This window comes from Brachybacterium atlanticum, from assembly GCF_025669985.1.
Classification (GTDB): Bacteria; Actinomycetota; Actinomycetes; order Actinomycetales; family Dermabacteraceae; genus Brachybacterium; species Brachybacterium conglomeratum.
In genome coordinates this window covers 1-13,348 of record NZ_JAKJJW010000042.1, presented here as the reverse complement: position 1 = coordinate 13,348, position 13,348 = coordinate 1, and the positions used below count along the sequence as shown (strand labels likewise).

The window sequence follows — 13,348 nt, the reverse complement described above, 5'->3', positions numbered from 1 at the left end:
CCCGGTGCGGGCTACCCTTGCCGGGATGTCACGCGCCGCCCTCCTGCCCCCCGTGCTGCTCGGCCTCGTGGTCCTGCTCCTCGCGCAGATGGCGGGACTGGCCGCGACGGCGCTGCTCGACCTGCCCGTGCCCGGGGTGGTGCTCGGGATCGTGCTGCTGGCGCTGCTGGGGATCCTCCGGCCCACCCGCGGCGTGCTCCGCGCCGCCGAGCCCGCGGCGACCCCGCTGCTGGCCCACCTGCAGCTGCTGTTCGTCCCGCCCGGCGTGGGGATCCTGCTCGAGCTGGACACCCTTGCCGCGAACGCGCTCCCGCTCGCTCTCGCCGTGGGCGGCTCCTTCGTGCTCGCGCTGGTGATCTCCGGGCTGATGCTCCAGACGCTGCTGCGCCGCCAGGACCGCCGACGGGGCGAGGCGGGCGGTCCCGACGCCCCGCCTCCGGCCGACGGGACGGACGGCCCCGGCAGGTCGCCGGGACACGGGTCCGGACCGTCGGCGGCCGCAGGAGGTGCCCGCGCATGAGCGCGCTGTACGAGCTGCCGGTCTTCGGCCTCACCCTGACCCTCGCCGTGTACCTGCTGTCCTACGGGCTGTACCACCGGCTGGGCCGACCCGGCCTGCTCTCCCCGGTGCTGGTCAGCGTGGTGGTGATCGCGACCGTGCTGCAGCTGACCGGGATGCCCTACGCCCTCTATCTCGAGCAGGTCGCGCTGCTGACGCTCCTGCTGGGCCCCGCGACCGTCGCCCTCGCGCTGCCGCTGCTGCGCAACGGCCGCGCGCTGCTCGCCTCGGCGCCGGCCGTGCTCGCAACCCTCGTGGTCGCGGGGATCGTGAGCATCTCGGTGACCGTCGCCGCGATGGTCGCGCTCGGAGCCGACGAGGCGACGCTGCGCGCCGCGCTGCCACGCTCGGTCACCTCGCCCGTCGGCCTCACGATCGCGGAGAGCCTCGGGGCGTCGGTGCCGCTCGCGGTGGTGCTGACCCTGGTCTCCGGCACGCTCGGCGCGGTGGTGGGGCCGGCGCTGCTGAGCCTGGTGCGTGTCCGCGACGAGCGGGCGCGCGGCTTCGCGATCGGCCTGACCTCTCACGGGATCGGCACCTCGCGGGTGCTGGGGGAGTCGACGGTCTCCGGCGGCTGGTCGAGCGCCGCGATGGTGCTGAACGCGCTCGCGATGACGGTGACGCTGCCGGTCGTCGCGCACCTGGTGACCGGCTGAGCGCCCCGCGTTCAGAGCATCGCGTCGTACCCCGCCCGGAAGTCCGGGAACTCGAGCTCGCCCAGCAGCTCGTGCAGCGCGGTCGCCTCCAGCACGGTGCCCGCTCCGGGATCCGGTGACGTGCGCGGCGGCGCGGGCACGCCGAGACGCTGCGCGAGATGCGTGACGACCTCGCCGAGCAGGGCGGGTGCGCCGTCCGTCGCATGGAGCAGCGCCGGCGGTGCGGGCGAGGACAGCAGCGCGAGGATCGCACGGGCGAGATCGACCTCGTGGATCCGGTTCGTCCGACGACCGTGCTCGACCGGGCGCCCCTCGAGGACGGTACGGATCAGACGGTCCCGACCAGGGCCGTAGATCCCCGCCGGGCGCAGGATCACCGCGCCGAACAGCTCGCGCGCCGCCTCCTCGCCCTCGACCAGCACGCGGGCGCGGTCGGAGCGCGGTCGCGCGGGATCCGCCTCGGTGAGCGGACGCGAAGCGTCGTACCCCTCGAGGACCCGGGTGGAGGAGACGAACACCGTGCGCCGTGGGACCTCGGGAAGCGCGGCCGCGAGATGCGCGAGAGGCTCGCGATAGCTCGGGGCGGCCGACGGGGTGAGGGTGATGACCATGGCATCGACCCGCGGCAGCGGGGTGGGGAGCGCGGCGGAGAGATCGGCCGCGACGGGCACGAACCCCGGCGGCAGGGAGCTCGGGTCGCGGCGCAGCCCGAGCACCTCGTGACGACCTCTCTCGTCCTGATCAGCGAGCAGCAGCTCGCCCACCCGCAGGCCCAGGCGCCCGCAGCCCACCAGCAGGGTCCTCGTGGTCATGGCTGTCCTTCCGCGCGGGGAGCCTCCAGTATGGCGCGATCCGTCCCAGCTTCGTGGACCGCTTCGTGCACACCCTCCCCGACGGCTGCGACACCGTCATCGAGGACGAGGGCGCGAACGTCTCCGCCGGCGAGCGTCAGCGGATCACGATCGCCCGCGCCTTCCTCGCGGACCCCGCGCTGCTGATCCTCGACGGGGCCACCAGCTCCGTGGACACCACCACCGGCCCCGTCCCGGCCGTCGCCGCGACCGAGCCCGAGCGCGAGTAGCGCGCGCAGGGGGCGGAGTCGGCAGATCGGCCGGCCGTGCCATGCCACGCCGCCTCGCCCTACCTCGGCCCGCCTCGACCGGGCCAGGCCGGGCGGGCCGCACCTTTTGTGCCCGTGAGGCCTCATGTGGGCCCCCGCATGAGTCCTCACGGGCACAAAACCTTCTGCCATCCCGCCGCGTCCCGCTCCGACCCGCCGCGTCCCGGTCCGCTCCGCCGCATCCCGCCGCGTCCCGTCCCGCTCGCCTCGCGGCTCGAGAGCCTCCGGGAATCCCCCTGGGCAGCTCCGTCGGTCGCAGGTAGCGTCGAGGGCATGGACGTCACCGTCATCGGAGGCGGAATCGCCGGCCTCGCCCTCGCCCACCAGCTCGCCCCCGACCACGACGTCACCGTGCTCGAGGCCTCCCCGGGCCCCCGCGGCGGCGGCTACATGATCGACTTCTTCGGCGCCGGCTTCGTCGCCGCCGAGCGGATGGGGATCATCGACGAGCTCCGCGCCCGCGGCCACGTCTACGAGGGCGTGCGCTACGGGACGCCCGACGGGGCCGAGTCCGGCCGGATCGACGTCGGACCCCTCGCCGCGGCCCTCGGCGGACGCTACTTCTCCATCCTGCGACCGGAGGTCGAGCTCGGGCTCCTCGCCGTGCTGCCGCGCTCCGTCGACCTGCGCTACACGGCCCGTGTCGTCGCGGTGCGCGACATCGGCCTGCAGGGCGGGGGCTCCCCGCGCGGCGCCCTGGTCGAGCTCGCCGACGGCACCACGCTCGCCTCCGACCTCGTCGTGGCCTGCGACGGCGTGCGCTCCCCGGTGCGGGAGAGGATCGCGCCCGGTCACGGGGAGATCGTGCCGATAGGCTATCGGGTGGCGAGCTACCTCTACTCGGATCCGGAGCTCGCAGGCGAGCTGGGGGAGCGGATGCTCATGACCGACACCGTCGGCCGGGTGGGCTGGGCGTACGCGGCCGGCGAGGGCCGGGTGGGCGCGATGTTCGCCGAGCGCACCGATGCTGCGAGCACCGAGCGGCCCGTCCCTGATCGGGATCGGCTCCAGCGTGACTTCGCCGGCCTCCACCCGCAGGTCGACCGGGCCCTCGAGAACGCCCCGGAGTCCTTCTACGACGACCTCGCCGCCCAGGCGATCGCGCCCCGCTGGAGCCGCGGGCGCGTGGCCCTCGCCGGGGACGCCGCCCACGCCCCCTCGCTCCTGGCCGGGCAGGGCACCTCGCTCGCGATCGCGGGGGCCGAGGCGCTGGCCCGGAGCCTCCGTGCGGCCGGGCCGCACGTCGAGGTGGGGCTGGTCGAGTACGAACGGCGCTGGCGGCCGACGGCCGAGCAGGTGCAGCTCGCGGGCCGTCGCAGCGCCTCCTTCTTCGCCCCCGCGAATCGTGTCCAGCTGCGGATCCAGCAGATCGCCCGCCGGGCGGTCACGCTGCCCGGGGCGAGCCAGTTCGCAGCGCGGAGCGTCCTCGGCCACTGAGCCGCGCCGAGGGCGAGATCCTCGCTCGCTCAGTGCCGGCGCGCGTGCTCGGTGAGGCTCACCCCGGTCTCGGACGCCCATGATTTTCCCGGGCGGCCACTCGGCGGGGCGACGTCGAGGACCGGCCCGGTCGAGGCGCGGGACCTCGGCGGGTGCGAAGCCTCAGCGGGTGCCGAGCCGCTGGGCGGCGGTGCGTCCCCGGGAGGCCAGGGGAGCGGAGCCGACCGCCTTCGCGAGCCCGACCGTCGCCCCGTTGCCGTAGAAGGTCTCGATCCCGTCCGCGGGCACGGCATAGGTCTCGTGCCAGATCCCGACCGCGCCGGGATGCTTCCGGGCCGCCTTGTTGAACGCCTTCCAGACCGGCAGGTGCTCGGCGCTCGACATCCTCGCGTAGGCGTAGAGGTGCTCGGTGCTGCGCCAGTACTGCACCACCCAGGGGCCCTTCGCGCCGATCAGGGTGTCCGCGCCGAGGAAGCCGAGGTCCTCGGCCTCGCCGCGCGCGGCCGCGGCGCGGTTGCGGTGCAGCTCGGCGAGCATGCGCGGCATCGCGGCGGCGACGGGGCCCCACAGGTCCGGCCGCCACGGGGCGCGGATGGTCATGCCGATGTGGAAGACGACCAGGTCGTCGACCTCGGCATGGGTCAGGTTCGGGGGCCGACGGTCGGTGGAGGCGGCCGGACGGTCAGCGGGTGCGGCGGGGTGGTCCATGGGGTCCTCGTCTCGATTAGAAAGTGCTACTTTCTAAGAGTGTGCTCGGGTCGCCTCCCCGTCAAGGGGGTTCCGGGCCGCTGTCCTTCTCCGTCCGGCCCGACCCGTCGGTCCTCGCCGCGTTCGGCCCGGTGCGTCCCGTCCGCCCGGCGCTGCCCGCCCGACCCCGCCGTCTCGCGCAGCGACGGATCTGCGCGAGAATCGAGGTCATCCCGTCGGCGTGCTCTCGGTCCGATGTCCCGCCCGCCGTCGCACTCCCGGAAGGAGCCCGATGAGGATCTCCGCCCTCTCCGCCCGCACCGAGGTACCGATCGGCACGGTCAAGTACTACCTGCGCGAAGGCCTGCTCGCGCCGGGGCGGCAGACCTCCCGCACCACCGCCGAGTACGACGAGTCGCACGTCGAGCGGATCCGCCTCGTGCGCGCCCTGACCGATGCCGGGGGTCTGGACATCGCGGCGGTGCGCCGCATCGTCGAGGTGCTCGACGCGCCCGGGCCCGCCCGCCTCGACCTGCTCGCCACCGCGCAGCACGCGCTGCTCGCCGACGAGCCGGCGCCGTCCGTGGCGACGGGGCGGATGGGGGCCGTCGGGGACGATGGGGCCGACGAGCCTGACGCGGCCTCGCCGGCCCGCGCGTGGCTCTCCCGACGCGGCTGGCACACCTATGAGGACGACCTCCTGGTCGGCCGGCTCGAACGGGTCTGGGCGGCCTGCGAGGCGGCGGGGATCCAGCTCGACGACGAGCTGATGGACGGCTACGCCGAGGCGCTCGTGCAGGTCGCACGCCTGGACGTCGACACCGTCCCCGAGGACCCCGACGAGGCCGTGCGCCGCGTGGTCGTCGGCACCGTGATGCTCGAGCCGGTGCTGCTCACGCTGCGCCTGCTCGCCCAGCGCGAGCTCTCCGTGCGTCGCGCGGAGACCGTCGACGGGGGCCGGCGCCGGGCCGACTCTCCACGATGAGCCCCGCCCCGTCCCGAGCGGCCGAGAGTGCGACCCGGCGGCTCAGTACGGCGTCGTGGGCGGCGCCCCGGGCGGGGGCTCCGGCGGTGGGGGCTGGTCGGGTTGGGGGAGCGGCTCCGGCGGCGGCTCCGGCGACGGCTCGGGCGGGCGCCCGGGCATCGGGTTCGGCGGGTCCGAGGGCGGCGCTCCCGGCGGCTCGGTGGGAGGCGCGGTCGGCGGGGCCGTGGGCGGCTTCCCGGGCGGGGTCATGGGCGGCTCGCTGGGCGGCGGCAGGCTGTCGCCGGACGGCGCAGACGCGAGCGAGCCGTTCGGTGCATGCTCGGCATCAGGGAGGCCGACCGAGCGGTCCTCGAGCGGGCGGCGGGTCATCGCGGACCGGTTCCCGGGATCTCGACCGACACCCGGTCCTCGAGCATCCGCGAGCGGGTGAGGAACCGCTTCCGGTCGGGCGTCTCGAGGCTGAAGCCGCCGCCGCGCCCGTCGACCAGGTCGATCGTCAGGTGCGTGTGTCGCCAGTAGGCGAACTGCTCGCGGCTCATCCAGAAGTCCAGCGGGCTGGTGGTGCCGTCGGGGAGGGGCACCTCGACGTGGCCCATCCGCACATCGGCGTCGCCCGTGATGAAGTCGCCCTCCGGGTAGCACATGGGGGAGGAGCCGTCGCAGCAGCCGCCGGACTGGTGGAACATCAGCGGGCCGTTGCGGTCGATGAGCCGCTGGATCTGCGCGACCGCCGCGCCGGTGAAGGCGACGCGGGAGAAGTCCTCGCCCTCGACCGTCGGCTCCATCTCCAGGACGTCGTCGGCCTCGGTCGGCTCCGGCAGCGGGGGCGCCGGCGGCTGCCCGGGCTGCGGGGCGGGGGTGGTGGAGGTGTCGGTCATCGGGCTCTCCTTCCAGCGCGGCCGACGGCGCGGCCGGCCGGGTGCGCGGCGGCGATCGTCGGCCTCAGCGTCACGGGCACCCGGACGGCGGGTGGCACGGCCGGCGGCGACCGATGTGACGCGGGCCACCAGGATAGACCCGTGCCGGCGGACATAGGGTGGAGCGCATGGAACATCGCCACCTCGGCCGCTCCGGCCTCAAGATCAGCGAGATCATCTACGGCAACTGGCTCACCCACGCCTCCCAGGTCGAGGACGACCGCGCCCGCGCCTGCGTCCGCGCCGCGCTCGACGCGGGCATCTCCACCTTCGACACCGCCGACACCTACGCCAACACTGCCGCGGAGGTCGTGCTCGGCGAGGCCCTGAAGGGCGAGCGCCGCGAGTCGCTCGAGATCTTCACCAAGGTGTACTTCCCGACCGGCCCCAAGGGGCACAACGACACCGGCCTCTCCCGCAAGCACATCCGCGAGTCGATCGACGGCTCGCTGCGCCGCCTGGGCACCGACTACGTCGACCTCTACCAGGCGCACCGCTACGACGACGCGACCCCGCTCGAGGAGACGATGCAGGCCTTCGCCGACGTCGTCCACTCCGGCAAGGCCCTGTACATCGGCGTCTCCGAGTGGAACGCGGACCAGCTGCGCGCCGGCCACCAGCTCGCCCGCGAGCTCGGCATCCAGCTCGTCTCCAACCAGCCGCAGTACTCCATGCTGTGGCGGGTCATCGAGGAGCGCGTCGTGCCGACCTCGCGCGAGCTGGGGATCTCCCAGATCGTCTGGTCGCCGGTCGCGCAGGGCATCCTCACCGGCAAGTACAAGCCCGGGGCCGAGGCGCCCGAGGGCTCGCGCGCCCGCGACGAGAAGGGCGGCGCGGACATGATCAAGCGCTTCCTGAACGACGAGGTGCTCACCGCGGTGCAGGGCCTGCTGCCGATCGCGGAGGAGCTGGGGCTCACCCCGGCGCAGCTCGCCGTCGCCTGGGTGCTCAGCAACGACAACGTCGCCGGCGCCATCATCGGCGCCTCCCGCCCCGAGCAGGTCACCGAGAACGTCAAGGCCGCCGGTGTCACCCTCGACGCCGACGTGAAGGCCCGGATCGAAGAGGTCCTCGGCGAGATCCCCGAGACCGACCCGACGAAGACCCAGTCCCCGTCGCACCGCCTGTCCTGACCTGAACCGGCGCAGCGCCTGGCCTGACCTGCCCCGGCGCAGCGCCGCCGCACGCGACGCCGCCGCGCACAATTCCGCGCTCCCTGCGTGACCTCACGCCGTATACGGCCTCGAGGTCACGCAGGGAGCGCTTTTGTGTGCGGCGAGGACGGCCGGGAGGGCGGCGAGGCGCGGCGCTGCTCAGTGGATCAGGCGAAGATCGCCTCGGGGAGCCTCGCCCCGCACTCCTGGAAATCGCCCCGCACTCCTGGGAGTCCCCGCGTGGACGGAGGAGCGGCCGGCCCCGAGGACCGGCCGCTCCTCCGCGCGACAGTGGGTGATGGTCCGCGTCAGCGGTCGGAGACCTTCTTCTCGAGGTCCTCCCCGGTCTCGCCCTGGCGGACCTTCCCGTCGGCCCGCAGCTCCCAGAACTCGGCGTTCGCGATCCCGAGGGGTCGTGGATCGAACTCCGGATCCTTGCCGGCCTTCTTCTGCGCCCGGTAGTCCTTCAGCGCCTTCAGCGCGGGGACCTGGAGCAGGAGGATGCCGACGATGTTCAGCCAGGCCATCGAGCCCACGCCGATGTCGCCCAGGCCCCAGGCGGAGCCGGCGGTGTTGATCGCGCCGTACGCCACCGAGACCAGCAGCAGGCCCTGCAGCAGTCGCAGCAGGCCGCGGCGCACCACGCGGTTCTTGATCTTGCGGGTGAGGTAGGAGAGGTTCACCTCGGCCATGTAGTAGTAGGCCACGATCGTGGTGAAGGCGAAGAACGTCAGTGCGATCGCCACGAAGCTGGAGCCCAGGCCGATGCCGGGGGCGAGGGTGTCGAAGCCGTTCTGCACGAAGCCGGGGCCGGGCTCCACGTCGGTGCCGATGGCGCCGGTGTAGAGGGTCGGGCCGGGGAACGTCTCGTTCTCGAACACCGAGTACATGTCCGTCGAGATGATGATGAACGCGGTGGCGGTGCACACGAACAGGGTGTCGATGTACACCGAGAACGCCTGCACCAGGCCCTGCTTGACGGGGTGCGAGACCTCGGCGGCCGCGGCGTGGTGGGGGCCGGTGCCCTGGCCGGCCTCGTTGGAGTAGATGCCGCGCTGCACGCCCCACTTGATGGCGAGGCCGATGATCGCGCCGTACACCGCGTTGGCGCCGAAGGCGCTGGAGAAGATCTGGCCGAACACGTGGGGGATCTGGTCGAAGTTCACGAAGAACACGGCCAGCGCCGCGATGATGTACAGGATCGCCATAGGCGGCACCACGAACGCGGCGAAGGCGGCGATGCGCTTCACGCCGCCGATCACGATGAAGGCCAGCACGATCACCAGCAGGATCGCGACGCCCCAGGTGGGGAAGCCCCAGGCGAGGTTGATCGCGGAGGCCATGCCGTTGGCCTGCACGCCGGGGAGGAAGAAGCTCATCGCCATCACGGTGACGGCGGCGAACAGGATGCCGTACACGAGGGAGAGGGCCTTGGCCTTGTGGCTGTAGGCCTTCTCGAAGTAGTAGGCCGGGCCGCCGCGGTACTCGCCGGTGTCCGGATCCTTCTCCTTGTAGATCTGGCCGAGGGTGGACTCGATGAAGGAGGTGGCGGCACCGAGGAAGGCGACCGTCCACATCCAGAACACGGCGCCGGGGCCGCCGAAGGCGATGGCGGTGGCGACACCGCCGATGTTGCCCATGCCCACGCGGTTGGCGAGCGACATCATCAGCGACTGGAACGACGACGTGCCGTCGGTGGACTTCTCGCCGCCGAACAGCTGCTTGACCATGTCCGGCAGGCCGGAGACCTGGACGAACTTCGTGCGGATCGAGAAGTAGAGGCCGGCGAGCAGGCACAGCCCGACCAGCGGGAGCGCCCAGACGACGCCGTTGACGGCGTCGATCATGTCGGCGAAGGTCATGAATGCCTCCTGAGGGGAATGGGGACGCGACGGCGACAGCGGCGTCGCGGTCCGGTGACGTGGGTCACCGAGGGTGTGGGGAGAACTTACCCGACGACGTCTCACTGTTCGGACTGTTCTGGAGCGTGTTGCGTTCTCGTGACCTAGCGGCTCGCAGAGGGGACGCTCGTCGCGTCGACCGTCGGCGCCGCATGTGGGCTGTCTCGCCCCTGCCCCGTGCAGGCTCCGCCGCGCAGACCCGTTACACTCGTGGTGACCCCTCGTGCGGTGTCATCTTGCTGAACTCCCCCAGGGCCTGACGGCAGCAAGGGCAGGTGAGCTCTGGCAGGTGCACGAGGGGTCGTCTCATGCCCGGACGGCGGACGCCCGGAGCGCGGACGCCCAGAGTGCGGACGCCTGGGGTGCGGGCGCCCGCAGGGTCCGACCGGGGGATCGCCCCACCTCGATCCGGCGCCAGCACCGACGAGGTGCCGACGCTCGCCGGCGGGACGCCGCTGCGCCCGGGAGAGCGCTCGCGTCCCTGACCGCCCGGCACTTCCCGCCCACTCGCCCGATGCGTAGCGTGGCCGTGCACAGCACCCGAGGGCAGGAGCCGCGATGAGGATCGAGACCACGCACCGGGTGGGGCACCCGCAGCCCGAGGTGCAGGCCTGGTACGGCCGTCCCGGTGCCCTGGTGCGACTCACCCCGCCGGGACTGGCCTCGATGGACGCCCCGGGCGAGGGCGGGATGCGCGCCGGCCGCCTCGTCGGCACCCGGGTGGGGCCGCCCGCGCTCCCGGATCTGCTGCGCCCGCACTGGATCCTCCGTCACGCCGAGCACGACCCGCAGGCCGGGCGCTTCGTGGACCAGCAGGTGCGCGGCCCGTGGCGCACCTGGCAGCACGAGCACCTGCTGGAGGCCGACGGGTCCGGCACGCTGGTGCACGACCGCATCGAGATCGAGATGCCGCGCCGCCTGGAGCGGCTGGAGCCGGCCGCGGCCTCGCGGATGCGCCGCCTGCTGGCCTTCCGCAGCCGGCAGCTGCACGACGATCTCGCCTTCCACGACGCGTTCGCCCACCTCCCGCGCCGCACCGTCGCGATCACCGGCTCCTCCGGGCTGATCGGCACCCAGCTCGCCGCGCTGCTGGAGACGGGCGGGCACACCGTGCGGCGGATGGTGCGGGAGAGCAGCGTGGGCGAGGGGGAGATCTCCTGGGACCCGCGCAGCGGCGAGCTGGACCCCGCCGACCTCGAGGGCGTGGACGTGGTGGTCAACCTCGCCGGTCGCTCGATCGGCACCCGCTGGACCCGCTCCGTGCGGCGCGAGATCCGCGACTCCCGCGTGAACGGCACCTCGCTGCTCTCCCGCACCCTCGCGGGGATGCGCGACGGCCCCACGGCGCTGGTGCAGGCCTCCGCGATCGGGCTGTACGGCCCGCGGCGCCCCGGTGAGCTGCTCACCGAGGAGGATCCCGGCGGTGAGGGCTTCCTCGCGGATCTGGTGCGGGACTGGGAGGGCTCCACCCGTGCCGCGCGCGGCGCCGGGGTGCGGGTGGCGCACGTGCGCACCGGACTGGCGCTCAGCGATGGGGGCGGCTCCCTGCTGCCGCAGCTGCCGCTGTTCCTGGCCGGGATGGGCGGGCGTCTCACCGACGCGGAGGCGATGCTCTCCTGGATCTCCCTGGACGACGTGGTGCGCGTGTTCGCCCACGCCGCGCTCACCGCCGACCTCGACGGTCCGGTCAACGCCGTCGCCCCGCGGCCGGTGACCGCGCTCGAGTTCGCCCGCGCCCTCGGTGCGGTGCTGCACCGGCCCGCCCTGCTGCCGGTGCCGCCGTTCGGGCCGCGGGCCGTGCTGGGCGGCACCGCCGCCGACGAGCTGATCCGCACCGACCAGCGCGTCTCCTCCGCCCGTCTCGAGGCGAGCGGATTCGCGCCCGCCCATGCCGAGCTCACCCCGGCGCTGCAGCACCTGCTGTGGCGGTGAGGGTCCGCGCCCGCTTCCCGGCCGCGCTTGCAGGCGCGCTCAGAGATGCTCGGTGGGCAGCTCCCGGAGCCGGCGCGCGTCGCGCTCCACGTCCTGCGCGGCGCGGCGCAGGGCGCGCTGTCGGCCCAGGGCGTTGACCACCGCCGCCAGCAGCACCAGGGCGGCGGCGCCGACGGGCAGCCACATCGCCACCTGCGAGCCGGCACGCTCGGCGACCGCGCCGGTGAGGGCCGAGGCCCCGGACTGGCCGACGATCGTCGCCGAGCCCAGCATGGTCATCACGGTGGCGGAGCGGCCCTGCGGGGAGCGCTCCGCGGCGAGGCTGTAGAGCGTCACGATCGTGGGCCCGATCCCGATGCCCGCGATCGCCATCGCCCGGACGACGCCGGTGAGCCCGCCCGCGAACCCGAAGCCGATCATCGCCGCGAGCATCAGCGAGGAGAACACCAGCCACCGCGCCGCGAGCGTGAACCGCTGCGGGAACAGCCCGATCGACAGCGCCAGGATCGTGGACCCCACCCCCATCACCCCGTACACCAGACCGGCGGAGTCGCCGTGGCCGGTGTCGGCGAGGAAGGAGGTGAGCGAGGTGAGCACGGTGCCGAAGAAGAGCCCCACGCCGAGCGCGCCGGCCACCACCACCAGCACCCGCAGGCTGCGCAGCTCCCGCGCGGGATCCTGCCGCACGGGCTCCTCGGAGGTCGGGGCGGAGGCGCGGGCGGTGGGATGCAGGGCGAAGGCGGTGACGAACACGAGCGTGAGCACGGCCGCACCGATCATCGGCGCGGCCGGCGTCATCGTCGTGGCCAGCAGCCCCACCACCACCGGGCCGAACACGAAGGCGGTCTCGTCGGCCGCGGATTCGTAGCCCATGGTCGCGTTCAGGCTGTGGGCGCGCCGCGCGGCGGGCAGGCGCGTGAGGATCAGGTGCACCAGGCGGCTGCGGGAGAACGGGCCGATCTGCGGCGAGGTCGCGCCGATCACGAACCCGACGGCGAGGACGGCGAGGTCGGGCAGCGGGCTGAACGCCACCCAGGCCAGCGTCAGCAGGGCCAGCGAGTTCAGGATCCCGGAGGCCAGGATCACGGGGCGCTGACCGATCCTGTCGGCCGCGGCGCCGAGCAGCGGGCCCACCAGCGCGGAGCCGAGCCCCAGCACGGCGGAGTTCAGGCCGCCCAGGGCGATCGACTCGCGGGCCGAGACCACCAGGGTGAGCGTGCCCACCACCATCATCGCGAAGGGGAACCGGGCGATGAAGGCGATGGGGAAGTACCCGGTCCCGGCGGCGGCGCGCAGGCTGGGGGCCGGAGCCTCGGTCGACGGGGTGCTCGGCGGCTGGTGCGCGGCGGGGCGGTGCGGGCTCGGATGCGATGAGGTCATGGATCCTCCGGACGGGTGGTGCCGCCTTGGACGATCCCCCTGGGGGACCCGAGGTAGATGCACTGCAGGGATGGGGACTATGCGAAGGTATCGCCCATCGCGGAGGCGATGCCAGGGCTCCGCGGGTGAGGTCACAAGGCCGCGGGGCGCGAGTCGCGGGGCTCGCAGGAAGTGATCCTGTCCAGGGGATGCGTCAGCCGCTCCACACCTCGACCAGAGGGCGGTCCGTCGGCACCAGCGCGTCACGGAGTCCTGCATCGAAGGTGGCGCGACGGGTGCCGTGCGCGGCGGCGAGCCCGGTGAGATGGAGGTCCGTCACCTGGCGGTGGCCCATGAGGACACGGGTGTCCACGGTGGTCGAGGCGAGGGAGCCGGTGTCGGGCAGGAACCCCCATCCTGGGACCTGCCTGATCGCCGACCGTGCAGCGCCGGCCGCGACGTGTCTCGAAAGCATGCAGTTCGCCGAGGTCAAGGCCACCGCTTCGGTCATCGACTGACGCCCTCGCGGAGAGGCGGGACCGCCCGCCTCGACCGCTCGTGGGCGGAAGGTTCCGCGAAAGATCGCGTCCCTGGCGCGACCTCGGCGCTGTGGAGCGGTCGAGGTCACGCCAGGGACCTGA

General features: G+C 73.6%; 13 protein-coding genes, 1 other RNA gene and 1 pseudogene. 9 read left to right on the top strand and 6 right to left on the bottom strand.

The annotated features are described in order from the left end of the window. The first annotated feature begins 25 nt into the window (after positions 1 to 25). On the top strand, positions 26 to 520 hold the full coding sequence (locus tag L3K22_RS15120; RefSeq protein ID WP_263312120.1) for a CidA/LrgA family protein: 495 nt from the start codon (positions 26 to 28) through the stop codon (positions 518 to 520). Beyond that, the gene (locus L3K22_RS15115) at positions 517 to 1,215 is read left to right on the top strand and encodes an LrgB family protein (protein WP_263312119.1); all 699 of its coding nucleotides are present in this window, start codon (positions 517 to 519) and stop codon (positions 1,213 to 1,215) included. The genes L3K22_RS15120 and L3K22_RS15115 overlap by 4 nt, the downstream gene beginning before the upstream one ends. An 11-nt stretch (positions 1,216 to 1,226) precedes the next feature. Here the strand turns inward: L3K22_RS15115 and L3K22_RS15110 are convergent, their stop codons facing one another. Next, the gene (locus L3K22_RS15110; RefSeq protein WP_263312118.1) at positions 1,227 to 2,027 is read right to left on the bottom strand and encodes a Rossmann-fold NAD(P)-binding domain-containing protein; all 801 of its coding nucleotides are present in this window, start codon (positions 2,025 to 2,027) and stop codon (positions 1,227 to 1,229) included. A 35-nt stretch (positions 2,028 to 2,062) separates the two neighbouring features. Between L3K22_RS15110 and L3K22_RS15105 the strand changes: the two are divergent. Together L3K22_RS15105 and L3K22_RS15100 are read left to right on the top strand one after the other, a co-directional pair. After that, positions 2,063 to 2,290: pseudogene (locus L3K22_RS15105) on the top strand (ATP-binding cassette domain-containing protein); the annotation flags it as partial. A gap of 318 nt (positions 2,291 to 2,608) precedes the next feature. Then, complete coding sequence (locus L3K22_RS15100; RefSeq protein WP_263312117.1) at positions 2,609 to 3,772, top strand: FAD-dependent oxidoreductase; 1,164 nt, start codon at positions 2,609 to 2,611, stop codon at positions 3,770 to 3,772. A gap of 162 nt (positions 3,773 to 3,934) precedes the next feature. Here the strand turns inward: L3K22_RS15100 and L3K22_RS15095 are convergent, their stop codons facing one another. Further along, entirely contained in the window at positions 3,935 to 4,480 is a 546-nt protein-coding gene (locus L3K22_RS15095; RefSeq protein WP_263312116.1) for a DUF4188 domain-containing protein, read from the bottom strand. 271 nt (positions 4,481 to 4,751) lie between these two features. Here L3K22_RS15095 and L3K22_RS15090 point away from each other — a divergent pair, with 271 nt between their 5' ends. Continuing rightward, positions 4,752 to 5,444: a MerR family transcriptional regulator gene (locus L3K22_RS15090; RefSeq protein ID WP_263312115.1), complete on the top strand. Its 693-nt coding sequence runs from the start codon at positions 4,752 to 4,754 to the stop codon at positions 5,442 to 5,444. Between the two features lie 365 nt (positions 5,445 to 5,809). Here L3K22_RS15090 and L3K22_RS15085 read toward each other — a convergent pair whose 3' ends face one another. Beyond that, positions 5,810 to 6,322 carry a DUF779 domain-containing protein gene (locus tag L3K22_RS15085; protein ID WP_263312114.1) on the bottom strand — a complete coding sequence of 171 codons (513 nt, stop codon included), beginning with the start codon at positions 6,320 to 6,322 and terminating at the stop codon, positions 5,810 to 5,812. A 167-nt stretch (positions 6,323 to 6,489) separates the two neighbouring features. Here L3K22_RS15085 and L3K22_RS15080 point away from each other — a divergent pair, with 167 nt between their 5' ends. After that, positions 6,490 to 7,494 carry an aldo/keto reductase family protein gene (locus L3K22_RS15080; protein WP_263312113.1) on the top strand — a complete coding sequence of 335 codons (1,005 nt, stop codon included), beginning with the start codon at positions 6,490 to 6,492 and terminating at the stop codon, positions 7,492 to 7,494. Between the two features lie 329 nt (positions 7,495 to 7,823). On the opposite strand, the gene L3K22_RS15075 is transcribed toward L3K22_RS15080, so the two are convergent. Next, on the bottom strand, positions 7,824 to 9,377 hold the full coding sequence (locus tag L3K22_RS15075) for an alanine/glycine:cation symporter family protein (RefSeq protein WP_263312112.1): 1,554 nt from the start codon (positions 9,375 to 9,377) through the stop codon (positions 7,824 to 7,826). A 251-nt stretch (positions 9,378 to 9,628) separates the two neighbouring features. Between L3K22_RS15075 and ffs the strand changes: the two genes are divergently transcribed. Beyond that, positions 9,629 to 9,725: signal recognition particle sRNA small type (gene ffs / locus L3K22_RS15070), an RNA gene on the top strand. Positions 9,726 to 9,974: 249 nt separating this feature from the next. Then, the gene (locus L3K22_RS15065) at positions 9,975 to 11,348 is read left to right on the top strand and encodes a TIGR01777 family oxidoreductase (RefSeq protein WP_263312111.1); all 1,374 of its coding nucleotides are present in this window, start codon (positions 9,975 to 9,977) and stop codon (positions 11,346 to 11,348) included. A gap of 39 nt (positions 11,349 to 11,387) precedes the next feature. Here the strand turns inward: L3K22_RS15065 and L3K22_RS15060 are convergent, their stop codons facing one another. Together L3K22_RS15060 and L3K22_RS15055 are read right to left on the bottom strand one after the other, a co-directional pair. Next, positions 11,388 to 12,728, bottom strand: coding sequence for an MFS transporter (locus tag L3K22_RS15060; RefSeq protein ID WP_263312110.1), 1,341 nt, complete (start codon positions 12,726 to 12,728; stop codon positions 11,388 to 11,390). Between the two features lie 193 nt (positions 12,729 to 12,921). Continuing rightward, positions 12,922 to 13,080, bottom strand: a complete 159-nt coding sequence (locus tag L3K22_RS15055) for a PIN domain-containing protein (RefSeq protein WP_263312109.1) — start codon at positions 13,078 to 13,080, stop codon at positions 12,922 to 12,924. Between L3K22_RS15055 and L3K22_RS15050 the strand changes: the two genes are divergently transcribed. Continuing rightward, positions 13,073 to 13,225 (top strand): hypothetical protein, encoded by a 153-nt coding sequence (locus L3K22_RS15050; RefSeq protein WP_263312108.1) that lies wholly within the window; start codon positions 13,073 to 13,075, stop codon positions 13,223 to 13,225. The two genes, L3K22_RS15055 and L3K22_RS15050, sit on opposite strands and share 8 nt — an antisense overlap. Positions 13,226 to 13,348: the final 123 nt, after the last annotated feature.

Coding starts and splice junctions, on each gene's coding strand:
- L3K22_RS15120 (WP_263312120.1), top strand. CDS start 26: ATGTCACGCGCCGCCCTCCTGCCCCCCGTGCTGCTCGGCCTCGTGGTC.
- L3K22_RS15115 (WP_263312119.1), top strand. CDS start 517: ATGAGCGCGCTGTACGAGCTGCCGGTCTTCGGCCTCACCCTGACCCTC.
- L3K22_RS15110 (WP_263312118.1), bottom strand. CDS start 2,027: ATGACCACGAGGACCCTGCTGGTGGGCTGCGGGCGCCTGGGCCTGCGG.
- L3K22_RS15100 (WP_263312117.1), top strand. CDS start 2,609: ATGGACGTCACCGTCATCGGAGGCGGAATCGCCGGCCTCGCCCTCGCC.
- L3K22_RS15095 (WP_263312116.1), bottom strand. CDS start 4,480: ATGGACCACCCCGCCGCACCCGCTGACCGTCCGGCCGCCTCCACCGAC.
- L3K22_RS15090 (WP_263312115.1), top strand. CDS start 4,752: ATGAGGATCTCCGCCCTCTCCGCCCGCACCGAGGTACCGATCGGCACG.
- L3K22_RS15085 (WP_263312114.1), bottom strand. CDS start 6,322: ATGACCGACACCTCCACCACCCCCGCCCCGCAGCCCGGGCAGCCGCCG.
- L3K22_RS15080 (WP_263312113.1), top strand. CDS start 6,490: ATGGAACATCGCCACCTCGGCCGCTCCGGCCTCAAGATCAGCGAGATC.
- L3K22_RS15075 (WP_263312112.1), bottom strand. CDS start 9,377: ATGACCTTCGCCGACATGATCGACGCCGTCAACGGCGTCGTCTGGGCG.
- L3K22_RS15065 (WP_263312111.1), top strand. CDS start 9,975: ATGAGGATCGAGACCACGCACCGGGTGGGGCACCCGCAGCCCGAGGTG.
- L3K22_RS15060 (WP_263312110.1), bottom strand. CDS start 12,728: ATGACCTCATCGCATCCGAGCCCGCACCGCCCCGCCGCGCACCAGCCG.